Raw genomic sequence first — 21443 nt, forward strand, 5'->3', positions numbered from 1 at the left:
GCAACGCGACAGGTCGCGCGACACGACGACAAGGCGGCCGTCGCGGCCGCTCTTCAGGGAAGCCAGTTTCATGTCAGCGCGGCTCGCGACGATTGGGATCGAAGTGCTTCTTCAGACCCTTCCAGCAGTCGATATAGTCATCCTGCCGAGTTTCATGGTCCGCAGCATATTTGGTGACGCGCTGCCGGAAGCGGGTCTCGAACATGAACGCAAGTGTATTCGACAGCTTCACCGGCTTCAGTTCGACATTGCTTGCATGCTCGAAGGCGTCGACGTCCGGCCCATGCGGCAGCATGGTGTTGTGCAGCGAGAAGCCGCCCGGCACGAAGCCTTCCGGCTTCGCATCATAGATACCGAACACAAGGCCCATGAATTCCGACATGATGTTGCGGTGATACCAGGGCGGCCGGAACGTGTTCTCGGCAACGCCCCAGCGTTCGGGAAAGATCACGAAGTCGATATTGGCAGTCCCCGGGGTTTCCGACGGAGACGTCAGCACCGTGAAGATCGACGGATCGGGATGGTCGAACAGCACCGCGCCGACAGGAGAGAAATATCGCAGATTGTATTTGTAGGGAGCGTAATTCCCGTGCCACGCGACGACGTCGAGCGGTGAATGGGGCATTTTCGTTTCGAACAGCTCGCCGCCCCACTTCACGTACAGCGTGCAGGGCTGCTCCACCTCTTCATAGGCTGCGACCGGGGTCAGAAAGTCACGCGCGTTGGCGAGGCAATTCGCGCCGATCGGTCCGCGATCGGGCAGCGTGAAGCCGCCGCCGTAATTCTCGCAGACATAGGCGCGGGCCGGTCCATCGACCAGTTCGACGCGGAAGATCACGCCGCGCGGAATGACACAGATCTCGCCCGGTGCAATTTCGATCAGGCCGAACTCCGTGCGGAATCGCAGGTTGCCCTCCTGAGCGACGATCAAAAGTTCGCCGTCGGCGTTGAAGAAATGCTCGTGCAGCATGGACTCGGTCACGACCAGCACATGCGCGGCCATCCCGCTCATCGCCTCGCAATCGCCGGCGACGGTGATGGTGCGCAGACCGGTGACGAAGGTAAGTTTCTGCTTCGGGATCGGCGTCGGGCTCCAGCGCAACTGCCCGATCGTCAGGTCCGTGTCATCGCGTTCCGGAGCGGTGCGAATGAGTCCGTTGTCGATCTTCTTGAAGCGGCCGGTATGGCGCACGGTCGGGCGGATGCGATAGAGCCAGGAGCGCTGGTTGGTCGCCTGCGGAGCCGTGAAGGGCGAACCCGAGAGCTGTTCGGCATAAAGCCCGTAATTAATCTTCTGCGGCGAATTGCGCCCGATCGGCAGCGCGCCGGGCAAGGCTTCGGTTTCAAACGAATTCCCGAAGCCGGACATGTATTCGGCCGCGTCCACCAGCGGTTCGGTGCGAACGCGGTCGGTGACCGCTGCAGGGGACGCTTGCCGCTTGACCCGCGGCGCGGTGTCGATGTCGGCCATCACCTATCCTCCCGGGTTGCGTAAGCCGTCCGTGGTCCGGACAGTTCATTGATTGTTACGCTTCTAGGCTGCAAAAAACATAGTTTCATTCGTAACTAATGTCAATTGCGGGTTCACTATCAGCGGTTTTCGCCTTGAAACCGCCGCGCTAACAGTCCATATGGACACCATCGAGGCCGACTCAATCCTTTGAGTCGCTAGCGGGCCGCGTGAACGAAAATCAGATTGCACCTCGTGCAGCGACTTTCGGCCCGCCAACACTTTCCTCATAGCCGGCAGCCCTGACCACGCGGGATGTCCTTCGAACCCCGCACGAAGCGTCCGCGTCCCATTTCGGGACCCGGCGTTCGAGCTGCATGAAAGATTGAAATTGACCGCTTTTCTGGAACTTGGGCTCGCCGAGCCCATCACCCGCGCCCTCGTCGAAGAGCGCTACGAAACCCCCACCCCCATTCAGGCCCAGACCATTCCGCAGGTCCTCGCCGGCCGCGACGTCGTCGGCATTGCGCAGACCGGCACCGGCAAGACCGCGGCTTTCGCGCTGCCGATCCTCAATCATCTCGCAAAAAACCGTCACCGGCCCGAGCGAAAATCCTGTTGTGTGCTGGTTTTAAGCCCCACCCGCGAATTGTCCGGCCAGATCAGGGACAGCTTCCGGACCTATGGCCGGCACATGAAAGTGTCGGTGACGCTCGCCATCGGCGGCGTCCCGATCGGCAAGCAAATCAGAGCGTTGGCGAACGGCGTCGATGTTCTGGTTGCAACGCCGGGCCGCCTGCTGGATCTCATGCAGGAGCGCGCCGTAACGCTCGAAAAAGTCGAGATCCTCGTGCTCGACGAAGCCGATCGCATGCTCGATATGGGCTTCATCCACGATATTCGCCGCATCGTCGGCAAGTGCCCGGTAGAGCGGCAGACGCTGTTCTTCTCGGCCACCATGCCGCCGCCGATCGAAGAACTTGGCCGGCTGATGCTGCGTGACCCCGCCCGGGTGGCGGTGACGCCGCAGGCCTCGACCGTCGAGCGCATCGCGCAGCGCGTCGTCCATGTCGACAAGTCCGGCAAGGCCAGTCTGCTCGCCGACCTTCTGAAGAGCGAGCCGATCGACCGCGCCATCGTGTTCACCCGCACCAAGCACGGCGCCGACCGCGTGGTGCGCCAGCTCAGCCAGCAGGGCCTGACTGCGGAAGCGATCCACGGCAACAAGTCGCAGGGCCAGCGCGAGCGGGCGCTTGCCGCCTTCCGCAACGGCAAGGTCAGGACCCTGATCGCCACCGATATCGCCGCCCGCGGCATCGACGTCGACGGGATCACGCATGTCTTCAATTACGACCTGCCCAACGTCGCGGAGAGCTACGTGCACCGCATTGGCCGCACCGCGCGTGCGGGTGCTGACGGCATTGCGATCTCGTTCTGCGACAAGGAAGAACGCGCCTATCTGCGCGATATCGAGAAACTGATCCGCATGGCGTTGCCGGCAACCGATGGACGCACCGGCCAGCCGGTCGAAGCCCGGCCGCCCTCCCCGGCCCGCGCGCCGGGCCAGCCCTCGAAAGGCAAACCCCGCAACCGCCCGGGCCAACGCGGCCGCCGCCGCGACCAGGAGGCCAAAGCCGGTAATGCCGGCCAGGGCGGACACCAGCGCGATTCCAGTGCGCACGCACCGCGAGCCGCCGCGCAACCATTCACAGCCCAGCCGCGACGGAATGGCGGAACCGCCGACGGTGAGCTATCATCGGTCGGATTCATGCGGGACCGCAGGCACGAGCGCCGCACCAAACGGCCGCACGCGCAATCCCCGCGCTGACCGCAAACGCTCAAGGGATCACTAGGGACCACTGGATGTCGAAAGAAGAGATGCTCGAATTCGACGGCACCGTCACGGAGGTGCTGCCGGACGGAAATTTCCGCGTGAAGCTCGACAACGACCACGAGATCCTCGCCTACACCGCCGGCAAGATGCGGAAATTCCGCATTCGCACCGGCGTCGGCGACCGCGTGATCGTGGAAATGTCGCCCTACGATCTCTCGCGCGGTCGCATCAGCTTCCGCCATCGCGGCAACGCCATGCCGGCGCCGCCGACCCGGCGGCAGACCTTCGTGCGCAAGCGCTGATCTTGCATCGCCGCGCGCAGGCATGCGCGCGATGATGGCTTCCACCGGGTGGTCGCGCTCTCTCCACGACAGGACCGGGCTTCGCCCGGCCATTCCTCAAGGCGGGCATTCCGGCCCATATACGGAGACGGGATTTGTCATCGCTCTGATCCTCGGCGCGGGGGTGGCGGGGATCAGAACTCGTTGCGCCCGCCCCGCTTCCGCACCATCACCGCAAGCGTCAGGTCGTCGAAGGGATAGTCGTGCGGGCGCGCGTTCAGCGCCTTCTCCATCGAAGCGTAGAATCGATCGGCCAGCGCATCCGCGCTGGCCTTTCCGTATCTGAACAGCCCGTCGCGCAAACTGCTTTCGCTAAAGGCTCGCGTGAATGCAGTGTAGCTCTTTGCAAAGGCTGCAACATCCCCGGTCTTGTCGAGCGCGAGCTGGTAGGGCGAGGCGACCGGCGTCAGCGCGCAATGCAGCAGTTCCAGCTTTTCGGCGAGCGGCCCCGTCAGCGGCGCGGTCGCTTCTTCGATCGTGCGTGGCACCACCGGAAAACAATATCGAGCATAGGCGTCTTGCGGAATCTCTCCGCCATCGACAAGCGCAAGCGCGCATTCATTCATGAGTTTCAACAGCCCCGCGGCGCTCACCCGCACGGGGTCCGCCGATCCGTCGGAGCCGAGCATCTGCACCAGCAGCACCCCACCCGGCTGCAATTCCTCACCCCGCGCCTCGAGAAAGGCTCGCCAGTCTGCGGCGGACTGATTCAATATCTTCGCAAGCTCGGATGGCGGCGCATCGGAGCGATACAGCGAGCGCGGCATGTCGAGGTCCGGCGGCTGGCGCGACAGCCAATGCGCCGCGGAACCTGAAGTACCGAGTATGACACTGCCCGGCAACGTGACCCGCTCGAAGAATCCACGCGGAGCAAACAACGCGCGCACCTGCGAATATTGCGCGAGATAGCTGCCGGGGGATGCGAGGTTTCTCGCAAGCGTATTCCAGTCGTTGGTAGGCAGATCGTTGTGCAGTACGATAAAATCTTTCGCGCCGCGCGCCGCCAGCAGCCCAAGCGCGGCGGTGATCGTTGCCATGGAATTGCGACCCTCCGAGCAGCCGTAATCGGCCACCATGACCTGGCCGCCGGCCGGCATAGCCAGCGCCGCCGTAGCCTGCTGCAGCAATTCCGTAACGCTTGCGGCCGTTCTGGCCTGAAACGATGAATGAGCGTCGTAATAGCCGCCGCCGACCATGCCTTCCGTCGCGCCCGTCATCGGTCGCACGCTCCTGTGCGCTCATGTTGTTCTGCGCCGCCTGACGCCCGACGAGACACGCACGCCACCATTCGTAAATCAAGGCTCGCCTTAACGGTCCGGTCACCATGACAGAGACCCTGCGGCACCCTTCCGACGGTCGCGCGTTGCCCCGCTGCGGATACCGACGGAGCTGGGCCATGGAGAATCGACGACTGGCCGATCGCTATTCGACGCTGCAGCGCGGCCGGCTCGTCTTCGACGACGGCCAGACATTGTCCTGCAGCCTGCGCAACCTGTCCACCAACGGCGCGTGCCTGCAGGTCGATGCACTGAACGCTGCGCCGCCGGTGTCGATTCCGGAAACCTTCGATCTCATCCTGGATGGCGACGAACCCGATCTGCGCTGCAGCCTGGTCTGGCAAAGCGGCGACCGTGTCGGCGTTCGGATCGAAACCCTGCAATACGATCGCGATCGAGCAACCGCGACGACCGCGCTCGCGCCGCGGATACCCGGCGATATCCCGCAGGATTTGCCCGGTGCTTTTGGGGCCGGCGCGCTGATCCGGCTGATGTCTGCGCTCGACCAGATCGCGGTCGGCATCGTGTTGCTCGATCATGAGCTGCGCGCGGAATTCATCAACCGGGCTTTCCGGCGGATGTGGCGGCTACCCGACAGCGTCGCTGACGCGCGGCCCAGCTTCGATGCGCTGCTGCGGCATGGCTGGGACACCCACGCTTATGAAATCTCCGAAATCGCCCTCGCAGCCTATATCGCCCAACGCAAGGCGCAAATCCGATCCGGCAGCCCGCTCGCGCGCGATCTTCGGCTGCAATCCGGAGAGGTGGTGCGGCTGCAATGCACCGGGCTGCCGTCGGGCGGACGCATGCTGACCTATACGTATGTTACGGACATCGTGCGCTACACGGACAAACTCGAAGTGCTGCGTTCCGCGCTCGACCAGGTTGAACAGGGGGTTGTCCTGCTCGATCCTCACTTGAACGCGCAATTCATGAACCGCGCGGCGCGCAGGCTCTGGAATGTGCCGGATGAGGTTGTCGCGCGTCAGCCGGCGTTTTCCGAACTGGTGAGCGATGCGCGCGTCAGCGATGCCTATGGACTGCCGCCGGAAACGCTCGACGCCTTCATCGAGACGCGCATCGACCGCATCCGGTCAGGGGACACGCGGCCAAGCGATGTGCCCGCGCATGGCGGCCGCACCATCCGTTCGCAATGCGCCGTGCTGCCGGAGGGCGGCCGCATGATCACGTATACAGATGTGACGGACCTTGTGCGCCAAGCGGAGGAACTGACGCGGCTCGCGACCACCGACGGCATGACGGGTCTGTTCAACCGGCGGCATTTCCAGCATCTCGCCGAAATGGAATGGAGCCGGTTCCAGCGCTACCATCGCTCCTTGTCGCTGCTGACGATCGACATCGACCGCTTCAAGTCGATCAACGACCGCAACGGACACGATGTCGGCGATCTCGCGATCGTGCATGTCGCGCAACTGCTTGCGCGCACCATACGCCGGTCCGATTCGCTCGGACGTCTTGGCGGCGACGAATTCATGATGCTGCTGCCGGAAAGCGACCTGCAGAAAGCCATGATCCTGGGTGCGCGGCTGTGCGAGATCGCGCGCGACAATCCGCTGGTCGTCGGGACGCGGACGCTCCCGATCACGCTCAGCATCGGCGCCGCGGAGGCGACGCTGAGCCAGCCGGACATTTCCGCACTGATCAAGCGCGCCGATGAGGGTCTTTACCTCGCCAAGGCGCGTGGACGCGACCAGGTCGCAGCAGTGGCGATGCCCACTCTCGAAACGAATATCGCCGCCGAGTAGCGGCCGCGCTATCCAACCAGGGCCGGGAGTGCGACGAATCCGCGGAAGCGTGCTCGCGGCGAGCGCACCGGCGCACCCGTGAGTTGGTAGTCCGGAAAGCGCGCGAGAAACCGCTCCAGCGCGATCCGTCCTTCCAGCCGCGCTACGTTCATCCCGGCACAGACATGAATGCCGCTTGCAAAGGCCAGATGCCGGTTGGGCGTGCGGCCGACGTCGAAGCGGTCGGGATCGGGGAAATATTTCGGGTCGCGGTTGGCAGCGGCGATGGCGATGGTGATCAGGTCACCCTCCTCCATCGGCACGCCGCCCAGGACCGTATCGGCGACGACCCTGCGGTTGCCGAGCTGGTTCGAGCTCTCGAACCGCAGCACCTCCTCCACCGCCGACCGCATCAGCGAGGGATCGGCCATCAGCCGGGCTTTCTCGCCCGGCCATTGCAGGAGCGTGTAGAGCGCGTTTCCGATCAGGTTGGTCGTGGTCTCATGGCCGGCATTGAGGATGAAAATGCAGTTCTGCAGAAGCTCGGTTTCGGTCAGCTTGCGACCGTCATGCTCGCCGTTGATCAGGCGCGTCAGCACATCCTTGTCGGGATCGCCGGGATTGCGGCGGCGCTCGTCGGTCAGGATTTTCAGATAGGCGAGGAATTCACCCACGGCATCGTTCCCGGCCTTGACCTGCGCGGCGGTCAGCACCGGTTCAAGAGCGCCGAGAATCGCGAGCGACCAGCCGCGCAACGGGCCACGCTCCTCGTGCGGCACGCCGAGCAGGTTGCCGATGATCTCGACCGGAATGGCGGAGGCGAAATCCTCGATCAGGTCCGCCTGTCCTTTGCGTTCCAACGAATCGAGCAGCCGGTCAACCAGTTCGATCAGACCGACCTCCATCTCTGCGATGGCGCGCGGCGACAATGCGCCGGCGATCGCGCGCCGCACATGAGTATGCAGCGGCGGATCGTTGAACACGAGGCTGGTGGTGTGGTGCTCGAACAGCGGCGAGTCGCCGTATTTCGGATGGAACTCGATCTTCTTGTCGGACGAATAGGTCTTCGCATCCTTGTAGAGCGTCTCGCAATCGTCGTAGCGGGTGATGATATAGCTGCCGTCGGGCATGCGGTGGACCGGATCATGCTCGCGCAGTGCATGGTAATAGGGGTACGGGTCGTCGATGAAGTCCGCCGGCAATTGCTTCAGGTCGAAGGCGCGCGCAGCGGCCTCGGCTTCTTTCGCGGTCTCGAATTTCGCCATACGATACCCCGGCGCCCAGTCCGACCACTTGCTCACCGAGCCCGGCTTCCTTGTCAACCCGCCGGGGTCCCGTTGCACGCCCCCGCAAGTTGCGCCATGGTCGCAAGGTCCGCTGTGGCGGGCGGGTGATGACGAACTCCGATCATGACGACGCAGGCAAGGGAATCGGTCGCTGTCGGCGAAGGGCGGTCCAGCCGGGACGCCCCGCTCAAGCTCGAACAATTCCTCCCCTATCAGCTCAATGTCGTGGCGACGCTGGTCTCCCAGGCGCTGTCGCGGCTCTACGCCGAACGCTACGGGATCGGCGTGCCGGAATGGCGCGTGCTGGTCACGCTTGGCGAGTTCGAGACGATGACGGGCAAGGCGATCGGCGAGCATAGCCACATGCACAAGACGAAGGTGTCGCGGGCGGTGGCTCTGCTGGAGAAGCGCAGGCTTGTTGTGCGACGCGTCAATCGTTCCGATCTGCGCGAGTCGTTCCTGTCGCTGACCCCCGAAGGCCGCGCCATCTACGACGATCTTGCACCGGGCGCGATGGATTTTTCCCGACACCTGACGGAGGCGATCGACCCCGCCGACCGCGATGCATTCACACGGGCCCTGCAACAGCTCATCCGGAGAGCGAAGCCGCTCGCCGCCGAGGCGATCGAGGATCCCGACCGGTAGTGCATGCGGGGCATCGCGCGACGGGACTGGACAAGGTGCCCCCCTTCACGTTTGGTCCTCCCGGTTCGTGGTGCCGGGCGCGTCCGATGTCGAAGCTGGAAATCCGGAAGTCAGGAACGGTTCCGGCGCGGCCTTTCCAGCCGGGAATGACCTGCAGATTCGAGGAAACGCTGCCGTGAAACTCTATACCTATTTCCGCTCGTCGGCGGCCTACCGGGTCCGCATCGCGCTCAACCTGAAGGATCAGCCCTATGAGATGGTGCCGGTTCATCTGACCCGCGACGGCGGCCAGCACAAGACGGCCGGGTTCCGAGCGATCAATCCGCAGATGCGGGTTCCTGCCCTGACGCTGTCGAACGGCAACACCATCATCCAGTCGCTCGCGATCCTCGAATATCTCGACGAGGTCTACCCGGAACCCGCACTGTTGCCGGTCGATGCGCTCGATCGCGCGCGTGTCCGCGCCGTTTCGGAAATCGTCGCCTGTGACATTCACCCGCTCAACAATCTCGTCACCCTGAATGCGCTGAAAAAGCTCGGTCACGACCAGGCGACCGTCGACGAATGGTATCGCTCCTGGGTACTGGCCGGCTTTGAAGCGATCGAGTCGCTGATCGCGCCGGGTCCCTATTCGTTCGGATCCCGCGTCACCATGGCCGATGTCTGTCTGGTGCCGCAGATCTTCAACGCGCGCCGGTTCAAGGTGTCGCTTGATGCGTTTCCGAAGATTGCGGGCGTTGACGCGGCCTGCGCCAGGCTGCCCGCTTTCGACAAGGCTCGTCCCGAAAATCAGCCCGACGCCGAATAACGCGCGGCATCCCGGGCCGGACATAAAGAGACGAGGCCGCCGTGGCTTTGCAGAACATCGTCCGCGTCGTGCTCTGGATGACCGGGACGCTGTTCTCGTTCACGATCCTTGCGGTTTCCATCCGGGTGCTGGCCGGCTCGATTTCGGTCTTCGAGATTCTCGTCATCCGCTGCGCCGGCGCGATCTTCATTCTGTTGATGCTGCTTGCCGTCCGGCCAAGCCTGCGCGCCGACCTGCCCACCAGGCGCCTCCCCATGCATGTATTCCGGTCGAGCGTGCATCTGGTCGGTCAGCTGTGCTGGGCAACCAGTCTGACGCTGCTGCCATTCGCAACGGTATTCGCGCTGGAATTCACGCTCCCGGTCTGGGTCCTGATCCTTGCGATCGTGATCCTCGGCGAAAAGCTGACGTCCGGACGCATCGTGGTGATCGTGCTCGGTTTCGTGGGCTGCCTCGTCATCCTGCGGCCGGGGCTGATCGCGTTCCAGCCCGCGGCGCTGCTCGTGCTCGTCGCTTCGTTCCTGTATGCGGTGTTCAACGTCTGCACCAAGCAGATGACGTCGACCGAGACGACCTTCGGCATCGTGTTCTGGATGAACCTGATGCAGCTGCCGCTCGCGCTGGCCGGCAGCGACCCGCTGTTTTTCCTGCGATTCGAATCCTCGCAAGTGCTGCCGATCGCGGGCGTCGGCGTATCCGGGCTGGCGGCGCATTATTGCATGGCAAGGGCGTTTCGCTACGGCGACGCCAGCGTCGTGGTGCCGCTCGACTTCCTGCGGGTTCCGCTCATCGCGCTGGTCGGCTTCCTGTTCTTCAACGAGTCGCTGGACCTGCTGGTATTCGTGGGCGCCGCCATCATCCTCGCCGGCATTCTCTGGAACCTTCGGGCGGAGGCGCGAGACGGCCAGGAAATTGCGTTGCCGGAGGACCAGGGCACGCCGGAACGCTCCTGATGGCGACTTTTGCCGCTTTACGCGGCTGCGAGGCATTTGATAACCATCCGGTCGCCTTATTCGCGGGGCATGCAGGGGCGTCGTTCGGCGGGGATTCATGACCAGATTGGCCCGACAATACGCTCTCGTGGCGCTGGCGCTTGCCGCTAGCGCAAGCCCGGGCATTGCGCAGCAATTGCCGCAGCCTCAGCCACAATATTATCCGCCGCCCGGCGTCACGATCAGCGCCCGCGAGCAGACCTGCCAGCGGCTCGAGGCGCAGCTTTCGTCGATCGGTGGAGGCGGCGACCCCGCGCGCGGCGAGCAGATCCGGCGCTATGAAGAGGCCATGGGCCGCCAGCAGGCCGAGCTCGACCGCACCCAGGCGCAGGCGCGCCGGCTCGGCTGCGAGGCTTCCGGCTTCTTCCAGCTTTTCGGCGGTCTCGGCCGCTCGGACAAATGCGGGCCTCTGAACAATCAGATTCAGCAGATGCGCGCCAATCTCGCGCGGGTTCAGAGCGACCTGCAACGACTGCAGGGCGCGGGCTCGGGCATGGAGCGCGACGGGCAGCGTCGCGCCGTGATCGGCGCGCTCGCCCAGAATGATTGCGGCCCGCAATATCGCGCCCAGGCGGCGCGGGCGGCGCCCGGAAACTTCTTCGAGCAATTGTTCGGCGGACCGGGTTCGACCTCCGGTCCCGAACAGGATCCCGGCATCGGCGGTGGCGGATTTCGCACGGTCTGTGTTCGGACCTGCGACGGCTATTTCTTCCCGATTTCGTTCTCGACCTCGCAGGATCGTTTCCGAGACGACGAACTGACCTGCCAGCGCATGTGTCCCGCCGCGGAGGTGCAATTGTTCTCGCACCGCACATCCGGCGAGGACATGCGACAGGCAGTCTCGACCGCGGGGCAGCTTTACACCGAAATTCCCAACGCCTTCAAATACAAGACAGAATGGAACGGCGCCTGCACCTGCAAGGCGCCGGGGGAAAGCTGGGCCAATGCGGTGAAGGATGATCCGCGCACGCAGACCCTGCTCGAACAGGGCGACATCGTGGTCACCGAAGAGCGCGCGAAGGTCATGAACGCGCCTCGCGACGCCAAGGGCCGCCCGATCCTTCCACCCGGACAGAAAAAGGGCTCAGCGCCCGTCCCTGCAACGGCCGCCGCGCCCGCGCAGCCGGAACCGGTCGATCCGAACGCACCGAAAAAGCCGATCCGCTCGGTCGGTCCGAAATTCCTGCCGAACGACTGATCGACGCGCGCGCGGTCGCAGCACCGCGCGCTCTTTCGAACGACCCGCTCAGATCGCAAACAGGGTCCTCGCATTTCCGCCGAGCACTGCAGCCACATCCTGTTCGGGAATGCCGGACCGGCGGACATCCTCGACGGATTCGAGCAGGCTGTGCGGGACTGGCGGAAAATCCGTACCGAGCAGCACCTGACTTGCGCCAACCGTGTCGACGGCACACCGGATTGCGGGCGGATGGAAGGTCTGGGTGTCGAAGTAGATCTTCGACAGCGAGTCCATGAACGAGTTTTTCAGATTGTCGGACCCCCATGGCGGAATCCCGTCGCTGCGGGAAATCCGGGTCACCCACCCTTCCTGGATCCGGCCCGCATACATCGTGATGGCGCCGCCGGTGCGTCCCAGAAAGAGCTTCAGCTTGGGAAATCGTTCCATATGACCTGCAAAGACGAGACGCGCCGCGAGCAGGGTCATCTCGTTCGGCCGGCCGACCAGTTCCACAAGGCGATTGTCCTGCATGTATTCCTGGCTCAGGCACCCGTCCGCATTGTGAACGAAGACCACCGCGCCAAGACTCTCGCAAAGCGCAAAGAACGAGTCCGCGCGCCTGGAGTCGATGAACTCGTCCTGGTATCGCGGAACCACCAGGAAACCCCGCAACTTCAACTGCCTGAAGGCGCGCTCCATCTCGCCCAGCATCTTGTCGTCGGCGAAGGCGTGAGCGATGCCGAGACCGACGAAACTCTTGCTGTGGCGCGCGGTCAGATTCGCGACGAAGTCGTTGTATTCCTTCGCAACCTCGGTCGGGTCGAGACGTCCCGCATCGACGCCGACTTCCATCACCCGCGGCCCGCTGATGACGCTGATATCGATCCCCGCCTTTGCCTGCTCGTCCAGCAGGATCTGCGGATCGAGCATGCTCTTGGGCAACGTCTTGCCCATGCGGTCGAAGAATTTCGGGTCCGCCATATGGGCATGGGAATCAATAATCATGGAGCAACTCCGGCATCACGAATCCGATGCTTTGATCTTGAGGACGACCTTGCCGATGATGTCCCGGCTCGACAGCATTTCATGAGCGTTTGAAATCTGGTCGAGCGGAAACACACCGGCGATGACTGGCTTCAGCTTTCGCTCGCACCAGAGAGAAACCACCCGGCGCAAGGAGCTGTCCGATCCTGAATTCACGAAGACGATGGAGGCGTTCTTGCGCCAGAGCGGCCGGGCGTCGAATTCGAGCTGGTGTCCACTGCTCGCACCGCAAACCGCGACGCGGCCTCCCATCGCGAGCGAGGCGAGACTGTTTGCGAAAGTGGCCTTGCCGACATGCTCGATCACCACGTCAACACCGCGCGATTCCGTGATCGCCATCACCCTGGCCGCCCAGTCGGGGCCGCTGTAGTCGATCACGGAATCGGCGCCCTGCTCGAGAGCTTTCGCCCGCTTCTCCGCCGAACTTGCCGCGGCGATCACACGGGCGCCAGCCGCCTTGGCCAGCTGGATCGCTGCGATCCCGACGGTGCCGGCTGCGCCCAGAACGAGGACAGTCTCGCCCTCCGACAGCCCCGCGCGCGCCAGCATGTGGGCCGCGGTCGAATAGCTGACCGGCAGCGCCGCGGCCTCGATCAGATCGGCGTCGTCGGGAAGCCGGATCAATTCGGCGATTTTCGCGACCACGTATTCAGCATTGCCGCCGTCAAGATGAACCCCGCGGAGCAGAAACGGCTTGTGACGTTCCTGCGGAAGGTATTCGCCCGATGCCGAAAACTCCGCCAGCCAGGGCGTCATCAGGATGTTCCGCCGCAACCAGCCTTCCGCCACGCCGGGACCTGCCTCGACGACGCGGCCCGCGATTTCGCTGCCAAGCACCAGCGGAAACGCAATGGTTCGCCCCGCGCCATTCGCGCGGGTTCGTCCGTCGAGACCGTGATTGAGGCCGCAGGCGGCGACCTCGACCAGGACCTCTCCGGGACCCGGCACGGGCTTCGCCCGCTCGACGACCCTGAGAACGTCAGGGCCGCCGTGCCGCTCGAGAACCGCAGCCCGCATCTATTTGGCTCTCATCCCCGCCGCATCGACGACGCGCTCGGCCGCCCCGCGATCCTTGGCGATGAAAGCCGCAAATTCGTCCGGCGTGTTGCCAACGAATTCGATGCCGCGCTTTGCGTGCTGCTTTTGAAATTGCGGGTCCTTCAGCACGTCGACCACGGCCTTGTGTATCGTGGTGATGACCGCATCCGGCGTTCCGGCCGGCGCGAACAAGCCCATATAGCTGCGGGTGATGTCGCCCTTGTAGCCGAGTTCACGGATCGTCGGAGTTTCGGGAATGAGCGGGCTGCGCGTCTCGCCGTCGACCGCAAACGGAACCACCGTTCCCGCTTCGATATAGGACAACACATTTCCGAGCCCGAGAAACACCACCGGCGTCGTATTCGACAACAATCCGGTCACTGCGTCGCCGCCGCCCTTGAACGGCACGCGGACCAGATCGGCACCCGCGGTCTTTTTCAGGAATTCGACATATTGCGCATGCGACAGGCCGGGTGCGGAGTAACTGAGCGTGCCCGGCTTCTCCTTCGAATAGGCGACCAGTTCGTCTACCGATTTGGCGCCAAGCGACTTGTTCGCCGCAAAGGCCTGCGTGAAGAAGAAGATATTCGTGATCGGCCTGAAATCCTTGCGCGGGTCAAAACCGATATTCTTGAACAGATATTCGTTGTAGGTCACCGGCTCACCCGGGAGCAGGCAAATCGTGTAGCCATCCGGCTTCGCCTCTGCACAGGCCTTGGCTGGAATGTTGAAGGCGCCGCCCGTCCGGTTTTCAATCACAAGCGGCTGACCCAGCGACTTGCTCAACTGCTCCCCGATCGCCCGGATCATGATGTCCCCGACGCCGCCGGCTCCGGTGCCAACGACCACGCGAATGGGCCTTTCAGGATAGGTCTGCGCGGACGCCGAAGCGACAACGGCGAGCGACATGGCGCCGGCGACAAGAACCGAGATTCCCAGGGCTGCAATCTTCATTTGTCCTCCCAAGCGCGCATCATGGCGCGTCATTGTTCGTTATTGAGTGTTCGGTCTTGAGTGCTTGCTGCACCACGTCCACCGCAAGAATGGCGGGCGAGGTGCATTTGTCAGGATGGATATTCCAAACTCCTATCACAAATCAAAGCGATTATTCCTATCGAATGCATCGTCTTTTCCGGTAGATGCTTCAAACGTCGAGCAGGCGTTCGCAGTGCGAAACCGCGGACCGAGGCAATTGCAGCGGGGATTGCGCTGCACCCCAAGTTGCAGGATCAAAAATCGAACGCTTCCGATCTTGTCGGTGTGCCGCTGACGATCGACGAATCCGGCTTCGCCAACGGCGTCCCGGAATCGCGGAACCTGTTGGTGATCGGATAGCGGCGGTCGCGGCCGAAGCCGCGCAGCGTTACCTTCACGCCGGGCGCCGCCTGTCTTCGCTTGTATTCGGCGAGATTGAGCATGCGATCGACGCGCGTCACGACCGCGACATCGTAGCCCGCCGCCACGATCTCGGCGATCGGCTGCTCCTTCTCGACCAGCCGTTCCAGAATGCCATCGAGAATGTCGTAAGGCGGCAGCGAATCCTGATCCTTCTGGTTTTCGCGCAATTCGGCAGTCGGCGGCTTGGTGATTACGTTCTGCGGGATCACGACGCCGCCGGGTCCAAGCGCACCGTCAGGCTTCCAGGTGTTGCGCAGCGCGCTCAGGCGGAAGACTTCGGTCTTGTAGAGATCCTTGATCGGATTGAAGCCGCCATTCATGTCGCCGTAGAGTGTGGCATAGCCGGTCGACATTTCCGACTTGTTGCCGGTTGTCATGACCATCGAGCCGAACTTGTTCGACAGCGCCATGACGATGGTGCCGCGCGCACGCGCTTGCAGATTTTCTTCCGTCACGTCGCGCGGCAAACCTTCGAACAGCGGCGCCAGACTTTTTTCGAGCCCGAGCACGGCGCTCTCGATCGGCAGCACGTCGTAGCGGATACCCAGGGCACGGGCGACATCGGCCGCATCCTTCAGCGACTCTTCCGATGTGAACCTGTAGGGAAGCATCACCGCGCGGACCCGGTCGCGGCCGAGCGCATCGACGCCGATCGCTGCGACGAGAGCGGAATCGACACCACCCGACAATCCGAGCACGACGCCGGGAAATCCGTTCTTTCCGACGTAATCCCGCAAGCCCAGCATGCAGGCGCTGTAATCGGCCTTGTCCTGCGGCAGCAACGGCGAAATCTCGCCCGGCTCGCAATGCCAGCCGTCGGCCTTGCGTCGCCAATGGGTCGTCACCACAGCCTCCGCAAAGGGCGGGAGCTGCGCGGCGAGCGAGGCATCGGCATTGAGGACGAAGGAGGCGCCCTCGAACACCAGCTCGTCCTGTCCGCCATTCTGGTTGAGATAGACGAGCGGCAGGCCGGTATCCTTCACCCGCGCGACCGCGACGCTGAGCCGCTGATCGACCACGCCGCGCCGATAGGGCGAGCCGTTCGGCACCAGCAGGATTTCACCACCGGTCTCGGCGATGCACTCGGCGGGCTCCGGTCCCCAGATATCCTCGCAGATCGGAACACCAAGCCTCACACCGCGGAAATTCATGGGTCCCGGCATCGGACCGACCGCAAAGACCCGCTTTTCGTCGAACACGCCGTAATTCGGCAGATCGACCTTGAAGCGCAATCCTGCGATGCGGCCGCCATCGAGCAAGGCAGCGGCATTGTAGAGCTTGCCGTCCTCCAGCCATGGCGTGCCGACGATCATGGCCGGGCCGCCTTGCGCAGTCTCGCGCGCCAGGTCCTCGATGGCGGCGCGGCAGGCTGCCTGGAAGGCCGGTTTCAGCACGAGGTCTTCCGGCGGATAGCCGGCGATGAACAATTCCGGGAACAGGATCAGGTCCGCGTCCGCAGCCGTGGCACGTGCCGCACGCAGTTTCGCGGCATTGCCGGAGACATCGCCGACTACCGGATTGAGCTGGGCGAGCGCAATGGAGAGGCGGTCTGCGGGGCGGGTGTTCATGCTGAACGTTTAGCGCGGGCCGGCCGCAACCCGCAATGCGCGGCTGTCAAAGCAGACCCGCCAACCGTTCCCAGATCGCCAGCAGCCAGACCAGCACCGCAATCAGCAGCGAGAGCCCTACGGCTGCCGAGCCCATGTCCTTGACCCGCCCGATCATCGGATCGTGGTCCAGCGTGACCCGGTCGGCGAGCTTCTCGATCGCGGTGTTCAGCAGTTCCACAATCATCACCGCAAGTATGACGCCGATCAGCGCCAGCGCGGTCCAGGCCGTTGCGCCTATCACCAGCGCAAGCGGCACCGCAAGCGCAAGCGCAATCAGCTCGTGCCGGAACGCCGCCTCGCTCGACGCCGCGGCACGCAGCCCGTTCACGGTGTTCAGCGTCGCTCTGAAAATTCGTTGCATGCCAAGCGCCCCTCACCGCGGCAACTAAATCAGAAAGAGCCACCGGTCGGATAGGGTCCGAACTTGAACGACCCAGCGCGGCATCGAGCTCATAGCCCGCCCACTGTCCGTCTTCCGGAATCTCGCCGGCGAAGCTGCCGGGCGTCGTGCTGATACACAGCCAGTGCGTGTCGCCGTCGCGGGCTTCTGCGCGGCGCTGACGGTAGCGGCTTTCCGTGAATTGGTGTCGGCGGCGGCCAGGTTCGGCGATTGCGGCTCGCAGATGCTCGGCCAGCGCGGACCCTGCTCCCGCGCGGCGTCCGCGATCGCGATCATGCCGAGCATGACCGCGATCGCCGTAACCGCCGTGGCCGGATTTGTCCGACGCGCCACGATTGCCCCCTGCATCCCCCATGCGCTTTTTTTTACCCGCGCACCTGCGGATCAATTTCGATTCAAAATGTCTGCAAATGGTTTCTTCCGGGACGAACGCCCGCTCTCTCGCGCCGCAGCGTTAATGGGAAGCCAATTGCAGGACGGATTCATGCGGTGTGAACCAACGCCGGGAGGAAGCCCTGGTGGACGCGGCGGGCCAGCAGGCAACACGACCTCGTATTTTCCCGGTAGGCTGGTGAACCGGACCACGATACCATGCGACCAAGGCCGGAGCGGTCGTCTCGAGACGACATTGCCGCGAGTCTACGTCACCAGGGAGCGGGCCATGCGTGCAATGCTTCTGAGTGCCATCATGGTCCTTGCGCTTGCGACCGCGGCGCCGGCGCAGGCCAATGATCAGAAAATCTGCTTCAATCTTGGCGTCGCGCCCGACGCCGCCCTCGCCGCCTGCACGCGCCTGATCCAGTCGCGCAAACTCCGCGGCCAGGTGCTGGCCAACGCCTATTATGCGCGCGGATTTGCGTATTCCAAGAAACAGGAGCACCAGGCTGCCATCGCAGAGGCGAGCGAAGCGATCCGGCAGATTCCGGCTTATGGCGCCGCGTATCGGCTGCGCGGCTTCTCCTACGCCAATGTTCGCGATTTCCCGCGCGCGCTCGCCGACCTGAATCATTCAATCAGGCTTGAGCCGCGCGTCGCCGACGCCTTCAACAGCCGCGGCTTAACCTACGGCCTGATGCGGGATTTCGACAAGGCATTGGTCGACTTCAACCAGGCGATCCGGCTCAATCCGAAGCAGGGCGATTATTACGGCAACCGGGCCATCGTCTATCACGAACAAGGGCATTATCAGAAGGCCATCGCCGAATACCGGCTTGCGATCGCACGCGGTCACAAGCCTTCGGTCGAGAATCTCAAGCAAAGCCAAGCCGCGCTTGCACAGGCGGCCGCGGCGAGAGCGGTGCCGACGGTGCAGCCGGTGCCCGCCTCCCCGCCGCCAGCGATTGCCGCACCCGTCATTCCCCAGGTCCCGGCCGAGGAACAGGCCATCTGCTCCAACCGCGCCAGTGCGCCGAACAGCGTGATCAGCGCTTGCAGCACGGTGATCGCGTCGGGCGCACTCAGCGGCAGAACGCTTGCGATCACGTATCATCAACGCGCGCTCGCCTACCGGCAGATCAATGATTCGGACCGCGCTATCGCCGACGCGACCGAGAGTATCCGGCTCGATCCGAGCCAGGCGGGCTATTTCTTGACTCGATGCCTCGCCCATTACAGCAAGCAGAATTATGGGCCCGCCATCGCCGATGCCAGCGATGCGATCAGGCTCGATCCGAAATCGGTGAGCGCCTATGTAAACCGAGCCGCGCTGCACGCGCTGACGGACGACTACGATCGGGCGCTGGCCGATACCGACGAAGCGCTCCGGCTCGATGCGTCCAACGCGGGCGCGCAGAATGTTCGCGGCTATGTCTTCAATCGCAAGGGCATGTTCGACCGCGCTCTGGCCGAACTGCACGAGGTTATCCGTCGGTCACCCACCTTTGCTGTCGCCTACAAGAACCGTGCGATCAGTCATGAAGGACGAGGCGAACTGGACCTTGCACTGTCCGATTTTCGCAAGGCGATCGAGCTTGGGCTGCGCGGCAGTCCCGCTGCGGAGGCAGAAGCGACCGAAGGCATCCGGCGCGTTGAGCGCAAGCTGGCGGAATCGCATCCACCCGCCGCCGAAACCAAGGTGGCCGCTGACGCACCCCAAACCGTGACGCCGCCGGCGGCGGAGCGGTCAGAGTCAAACGCGACGGCTACCGCAGTCGCGCCGGCCCAGCGGCGCGTCGCGCTGGTGCTGGGAAACGGCAAGTACCGGCACTCGACACCGCTGAACAACCCGGCCAACGACGCCGGCGACATCGCATCCGCGCTGCGCAAGATCGGGTTCGAGGTGGTCGAGGGCATTGATGTCGACCGGCGCAGCATGGAAGACAAGGTTCGCGAATTCGGCCGCAAGCTCGACGGCGCCAAACTCGCGCTGTTCTACTATGCCGGGCATGGCCTGCAGGTCGGCGGCAAGAACTATCTGCTGCCGGTCGACAGCAAGCTGGAGCGCGCGGGCGATCTTCCGTTCGAGACCATCGACGTCCATCAGGTGCTGGCGCAGATGGAGACGGAACAGCGCGTCAATCTGGTTTTCCTCGACGCCTGCCGCGACAATCCGCTATCGCGCTCGTTGCGGCGCTCGCTGGGGGCGCGTTCGTCGAGTGTCGGCACCGGACTTGCGACCATCCAGAGCGCAATCGGCACCATGATCAGCTTCGCCACGCAGCCGGACGCGATCGCGCTCGACGGCGAGGGAAGAAACAGCCCGTTCACGACCGGCATTCTGAAGCATCTTTCCACGCCGGGCCTCGACATCGCCATCCTGATGCGGCGGGTCCGCGCCGACGTGATAGCCGACACCGGCGGAAAGCAGGTGCCGTGGGATCACTCGTCGCTGATCGGCGAGGTGGTGCTGGCGCGCTGACTGGTGCTGTCGACGTCCACCGCGCCGGCCGAAGACGCTACAGCCCCGCCACCTGCGGCAGCGGCTTGGCGTGAACCGCGCGTTCCTTCTTCAGCAACTCCGCAACCAGGAAGGCCATGTCGATCGACTGCTCGGCGTTGAGACGCGGATCGCAGAAGGTGTGATAGCGGTCGTTGAGTTCGGCATCCGAGATCGCGCGTGCCCCACCGGTGCATTCGGTGACATTCTGTCCGGTCATCTCGAGATGAACGCCGCCGGCATAAGTCCCTTCCGCCGCATGCACGGCGAAGAACTCCTTCACCTCGTCGAGGATGCGGTCAAAGGGCCGCGTCTTGTAGCCCGACACCGACGAGATGGTGTTGCCATGCATCGGGTCGCAGGACCATACGACATTTCGGCCTTCCCGCTTCACCGCCCGGATCAGCGCCGGAAGATGCTCGCCGACCTTTTCGTTGCCGAAGCGGCCGATCAGCGTCAGCCGGCCGGGCTCGTTGTCGGGATTGAGGATATCGATCAGCCGGACCAGTTCGTCGGGCTTGAGCGAGGGTCCGCATTTCAGCCCGATCGGGTTCTTGATGCCGCGGCAGAACTCGACATGGGCGTGATCGGGTTGCCGCGTGCGGTCACCGATCCAGACCATATGGCCGGAGGTGCAGTACCAGTCGCCGCTGGTGGAATCGACGCGTGTCATCGCTTCCTCGAAGCCGAGCAGCAGCGCCTCATGGCTGGTGTAGAGATCGGTGGTGCGCAGCTCGGGATGGCTTTCGAGATCGAGGCCACAGGCGCGCATGAAGCCGAGCGCCTCGGAGATGCGATCGGCCAGCTCCGCATAGCGCCGCGCCTGCGGTGAATCCTTCACGAAGCCCAGCATCCATTGATGCACGGTCGCAAGATTGGCGTAGCCGCCATGCGCGAAGGCGCGCAACAGGTTCAGCGTCGCCGCCGACTGGCGATAGGCCTCGATCTGGCGGCGCGGATCGGGGATGCGCGCCTCCGGCGTAAAGTCGTTGCCGTTGATGATGTCGCCGCGATAGCTCGGCAATTCCACATCGCCGCGCTTTTCGGTCGACGAGGAGCGCGGCTTGGCGAACTGGCCGGCGATGCGTCCGACCTTCACCACCGGCGAGCCGCCGGCGAAGGTCAGCACCACCGCCATCTGCAGGAAGACGCGGAAGAAGTCGCGGATGTTGTTGGGCCCATGCTCGGCGAAGCTTTCGGCGCAATCGCCGCCCTGCAGCAGGAAAGCCTCCCCGGCGCAGACCCGCGCCAGCGCCTTTTTCAGGCTGCGGGCCTCCCCTGCAAAGACCAGCGGCGGAAAGCTCGCCAGCTGCTTTTCCACGGCCGCGAGGGCGGCCAGGTCCGGGTAATCCGGCACCTGCACGACGGGTTTTGCGCGCCAGCTTTCCGGCGTCCAACGCTCCGGCATAATCGGTACTCCTGCGGCCACGGCGATCTCCCGCGGCCCGTCTGTCTTGGGCGCGTTATAGCGGCACTTGGTTCAAGCCGCCACGCCCGCGTTCCGACGACATTTCGGACCA

18 protein-coding genes are annotated in these 21443 nt (G+C 63.9%); 8 read left to right on the forward strand and 10 right to left on the reverse strand.

What is annotated here, in order from left to right; translation table 11 throughout:
* Both AB7F49_RS26960 and hmgA read right to left on the reverse strand, forming a co-directional pair.
* Window positions 1–72, reverse strand: a 72-nt coding sequence (locus tag AB7F49_RS26960; RefSeq protein WP_428528195.1) for a hypothetical protein, incomplete at its 3' end; no start/stop codon positions are given.
* A 1-nt stretch (window position 73) separates the two neighbouring features.
* Window positions 74–1369: a homogentisate 1,2-dioxygenase gene (gene hmgA, locus AB7F49_RS26965; RefSeq protein WP_428528196.1), complete on the reverse strand. Its 1296-nt coding sequence runs from the start codon at window positions 1367–1369 to the stop codon at window positions 74–76.
* Between the two features lie 472 nt (window positions 1370–1841).
* Here hmgA and AB7F49_RS26970 point away from each other — a divergent pair, with 472 nt between their 5' ends.
* Both AB7F49_RS26970 and infA read left to right on the forward strand, forming a co-directional pair.
* Entirely contained in the window at window positions 1842–3278 is a 1437-nt protein-coding gene (locus AB7F49_RS26970) for a DEAD/DEAH box helicase (RefSeq protein WP_428528154.1), read from the forward strand.
* 35 nt (window positions 3279–3313) lie between these two features.
* Window positions 3314–3586, forward strand: coding sequence for a translation initiation factor IF-1 (gene infA, locus AB7F49_RS26975; RefSeq protein WP_325607840.1), 273 nt, complete (start codon window positions 3314–3316; stop codon window positions 3584–3586).
* Window positions 3587–3759: 173 nt separating this feature from the next.
* Here the strand turns inward: infA and AB7F49_RS26980 are convergent, their stop codons facing one another.
* Window positions 3760–4842, reverse strand: a complete 1083-nt coding sequence (locus tag AB7F49_RS26980) for a hypothetical protein (RefSeq protein ID WP_428528157.1) — start codon at window positions 4840–4842, stop codon at window positions 3760–3762.
* Window positions 4843–5021: 179 nt separating this feature from the next.
* Here AB7F49_RS26980 and AB7F49_RS26985 point away from each other — a divergent pair, with 179 nt between their 5' ends.
* Window positions 5022–6668 (forward strand): diguanylate cyclase, encoded by a 1647-nt coding sequence (locus AB7F49_RS26985; protein ID WP_428528159.1) that lies wholly within the window; start codon window positions 5022–5024, stop codon window positions 6666–6668.
* Window positions 6669–6676: 8 nt separating this feature from the next.
* Here the strand turns inward: AB7F49_RS26985 and AB7F49_RS26990 are convergent, their stop codons facing one another.
* Window positions 6677–7912 carry a cytochrome P450 gene (locus AB7F49_RS26990; RefSeq protein WP_428528198.1) on the reverse strand — a complete coding sequence of 412 codons (1236 nt, stop codon included), beginning with the start codon at window positions 7910–7912 and terminating at the stop codon, window positions 6677–6679.
* 144 nt (window positions 7913–8056) lie between these two features.
* Between AB7F49_RS26990 and AB7F49_RS26995 the strand changes: the two genes are divergently transcribed.
* The 4 genes from AB7F49_RS26995 (at window position 8057) to AB7F49_RS27010 (ending at window position 11576) form a co-directional block, all read left to right on the forward strand.
* Window positions 8057–8578, forward strand: a complete 522-nt coding sequence (locus tag AB7F49_RS26995; RefSeq protein WP_428528161.1) for a MarR family winged helix-turn-helix transcriptional regulator — start codon at window positions 8057–8059, stop codon at window positions 8576–8578.
* Between the two features lie 175 nt (window positions 8579–8753).
* Complete coding sequence (gene maiA, locus AB7F49_RS27000) at window positions 8754–9386, forward strand: maleylacetoacetate isomerase (protein WP_428528163.1); 633 nt, start codon at window positions 8754–8756, stop codon at window positions 9384–9386.
* A gap of 41 nt (window positions 9387–9427) precedes the next feature.
* The gene (locus AB7F49_RS27005) at window positions 9428–10339 is read left to right on the forward strand and encodes a DMT family transporter (RefSeq protein WP_428528165.1); all 912 of its coding nucleotides are present in this window, start codon (window positions 9428–9430) and stop codon (window positions 10337–10339) included.
* Window positions 10340–10436: 97 nt separating this feature from the next.
* Window positions 10437–11576 carry a DUF2865 domain-containing protein gene (locus AB7F49_RS27010; protein WP_428528166.1) on the forward strand — a complete coding sequence of 380 codons (1140 nt, stop codon included), beginning with the start codon at window positions 10437–10439 and terminating at the stop codon, window positions 11574–11576.
* Window positions 11577–11624: 48 nt separating this feature from the next.
* Here AB7F49_RS27010 and AB7F49_RS27015 read toward each other — a convergent pair whose 3' ends face one another.
* From AB7F49_RS27015 to AB7F49_RS27035, 5 genes are all read right to left on the reverse strand, one after another.
* A complete protein-coding gene (locus tag AB7F49_RS27015; protein WP_428528168.1) occupies window positions 11625–12563 on the reverse strand; it encodes an amidohydrolase family protein in 939 nt (312 codons plus the stop codon).
* 15 nt (window positions 12564–12578) lie between these two features.
* Window positions 12579–13619 carry a quinone oxidoreductase family protein gene (locus AB7F49_RS27020; RefSeq protein WP_428528170.1) on the reverse strand — a complete coding sequence of 347 codons (1041 nt, stop codon included), beginning with the start codon at window positions 13617–13619 and terminating at the stop codon, window positions 12579–12581.
* The gene (locus AB7F49_RS27025; protein WP_428528172.1) at window positions 13620–14594 is read right to left on the reverse strand and encodes a Bug family tripartite tricarboxylate transporter substrate binding protein; all 975 of its coding nucleotides are present in this window, start codon (window positions 14592–14594) and stop codon (window positions 13620–13622) included.
* A 275-nt stretch (window positions 14595–14869) separates the two neighbouring features.
* Window positions 14870–16606, reverse strand: coding sequence for an NAD+ synthase (locus tag AB7F49_RS27030; protein WP_428528174.1), 1737 nt, complete (start codon window positions 16604–16606; stop codon window positions 14870–14872).
* A 46-nt stretch (window positions 16607–16652) separates the two neighbouring features.
* A complete protein-coding gene (locus AB7F49_RS27035) occupies window positions 16653–17009 on the reverse strand; it encodes a diacylglycerol kinase (protein ID WP_428528176.1) in 357 nt (118 codons plus the stop codon).
* A 700-nt stretch (window positions 17010–17709) separates the two neighbouring features.
* Here AB7F49_RS27035 and AB7F49_RS27040 point away from each other — a divergent pair.
* The gene (locus tag AB7F49_RS27040; protein ID WP_428528178.1) at window positions 17710–19905 is read left to right on the forward strand and encodes a caspase family protein; all 2196 of its coding nucleotides are present in this window, start codon (window positions 17710–17712) and stop codon (window positions 19903–19905) included.
* A gap of 37 nt (window positions 19906–19942) precedes the next feature.
* Here AB7F49_RS27040 and AB7F49_RS27045 read toward each other — a convergent pair whose 3' ends face one another.
* Window positions 19943–21331: a class II 3-deoxy-7-phosphoheptulonate synthase gene (locus AB7F49_RS27045; RefSeq protein ID WP_428528180.1), complete on the reverse strand. Its 1389-nt coding sequence runs from the start codon at window positions 21329–21331 to the stop codon at window positions 19943–19945.
* Between the last annotated feature and the right edge of the window lie 112 nt (window positions 21332–21443).

It is taken from the genome of Pseudorhodoplanes sp., from assembly GCF_050250235.1.
GTDB lineage: Bacteria > Pseudomonadota > Alphaproteobacteria > Rhizobiales > Xanthobacteraceae > Pseudorhodoplanes.

What these genes read in the sequence shown, in the direction of transcription:
- AB7F49_RS27030 (WP_428528174.1), bottom strand. Translation starts at nt 16,606, where the DNA reads ATGAACACCCGCCCCGCAGACCGCCTCTCCATTGCGCTCGCCCAGCTC.
- infA (WP_325607840.1), top strand. Translation starts at nt 3,314, where the DNA reads ATGTCGAAAGAAGAGATGCTCGAATTCGACGGCACCGTCACGGAGGTG.
- AB7F49_RS26995 (WP_428528161.1), top strand. Translation starts at nt 8,057, where the DNA reads ATGACGACGCAGGCAAGGGAATCGGTCGCTGTCGGCGAAGGGCGGTCC.
- AB7F49_RS27020 (WP_428528170.1), bottom strand. Translation starts at nt 13,619, where the DNA reads ATGCGGGCTGCGGTTCTCGAGCGGCACGGCGGCCCTGACGTTCTCAGG.
- AB7F49_RS27010 (WP_428528166.1), top strand. Translation starts at nt 10,437, where the DNA reads ATGACCAGATTGGCCCGACAATACGCTCTCGTGGCGCTGGCGCTTGCC.
- AB7F49_RS27040 (WP_428528178.1), top strand. Translation starts at nt 17,710, where the DNA reads ATGCGTGCAATGCTTCTGAGTGCCATCATGGTCCTTGCGCTTGCGACC.
- AB7F49_RS26990 (WP_428528198.1), bottom strand. Translation starts at nt 7,912, where the DNA reads ATGGCGAAATTCGAGACCGCGAAAGAAGCCGAGGCCGCTGCGCGCGCC.
- AB7F49_RS26985 (WP_428528159.1), top strand. Translation starts at nt 5,022, where the DNA reads ATGGAGAATCGACGACTGGCCGATCGCTATTCGACGCTGCAGCGCGGC.
- AB7F49_RS27045 (WP_428528180.1), bottom strand. Translation starts at nt 21,331, where the DNA reads ATGCCGGAGCGTTGGACGCCGGAAAGCTGGCGCGCAAAACCCGTCGTG.
- AB7F49_RS27025 (WP_428528172.1), bottom strand. Translation starts at nt 14,594, where the DNA reads ATGAAGATTGCAGCCCTGGGAATCTCGGTTCTTGTCGCCGGCGCCATG.
- AB7F49_RS27035 (WP_428528176.1), bottom strand. Translation starts at nt 17,009, where the DNA reads ATGCAACGAATTTTCAGAGCGACGCTGAACACCGTGAACGGGCTGCGT.
- AB7F49_RS26980 (WP_428528157.1), bottom strand. Translation starts at nt 4,842, where the DNA reads ATGACGGGCGCGACGGAAGGCATGGTCGGCGGCGGCTATTACGACGCT.
- hmgA (WP_428528196.1), bottom strand. Translation starts at nt 1,369, where the DNA reads ATGTCCGGCTTCGGGAATTCGTTTGAAACCGAAGCCTTGCCCGGCGCG.
- AB7F49_RS27015 (WP_428528168.1), bottom strand. Translation starts at nt 12,563, where the DNA reads ATGATTATTGATTCCCATGCCCATATGGCGGACCCGAAATTCTTCGAC.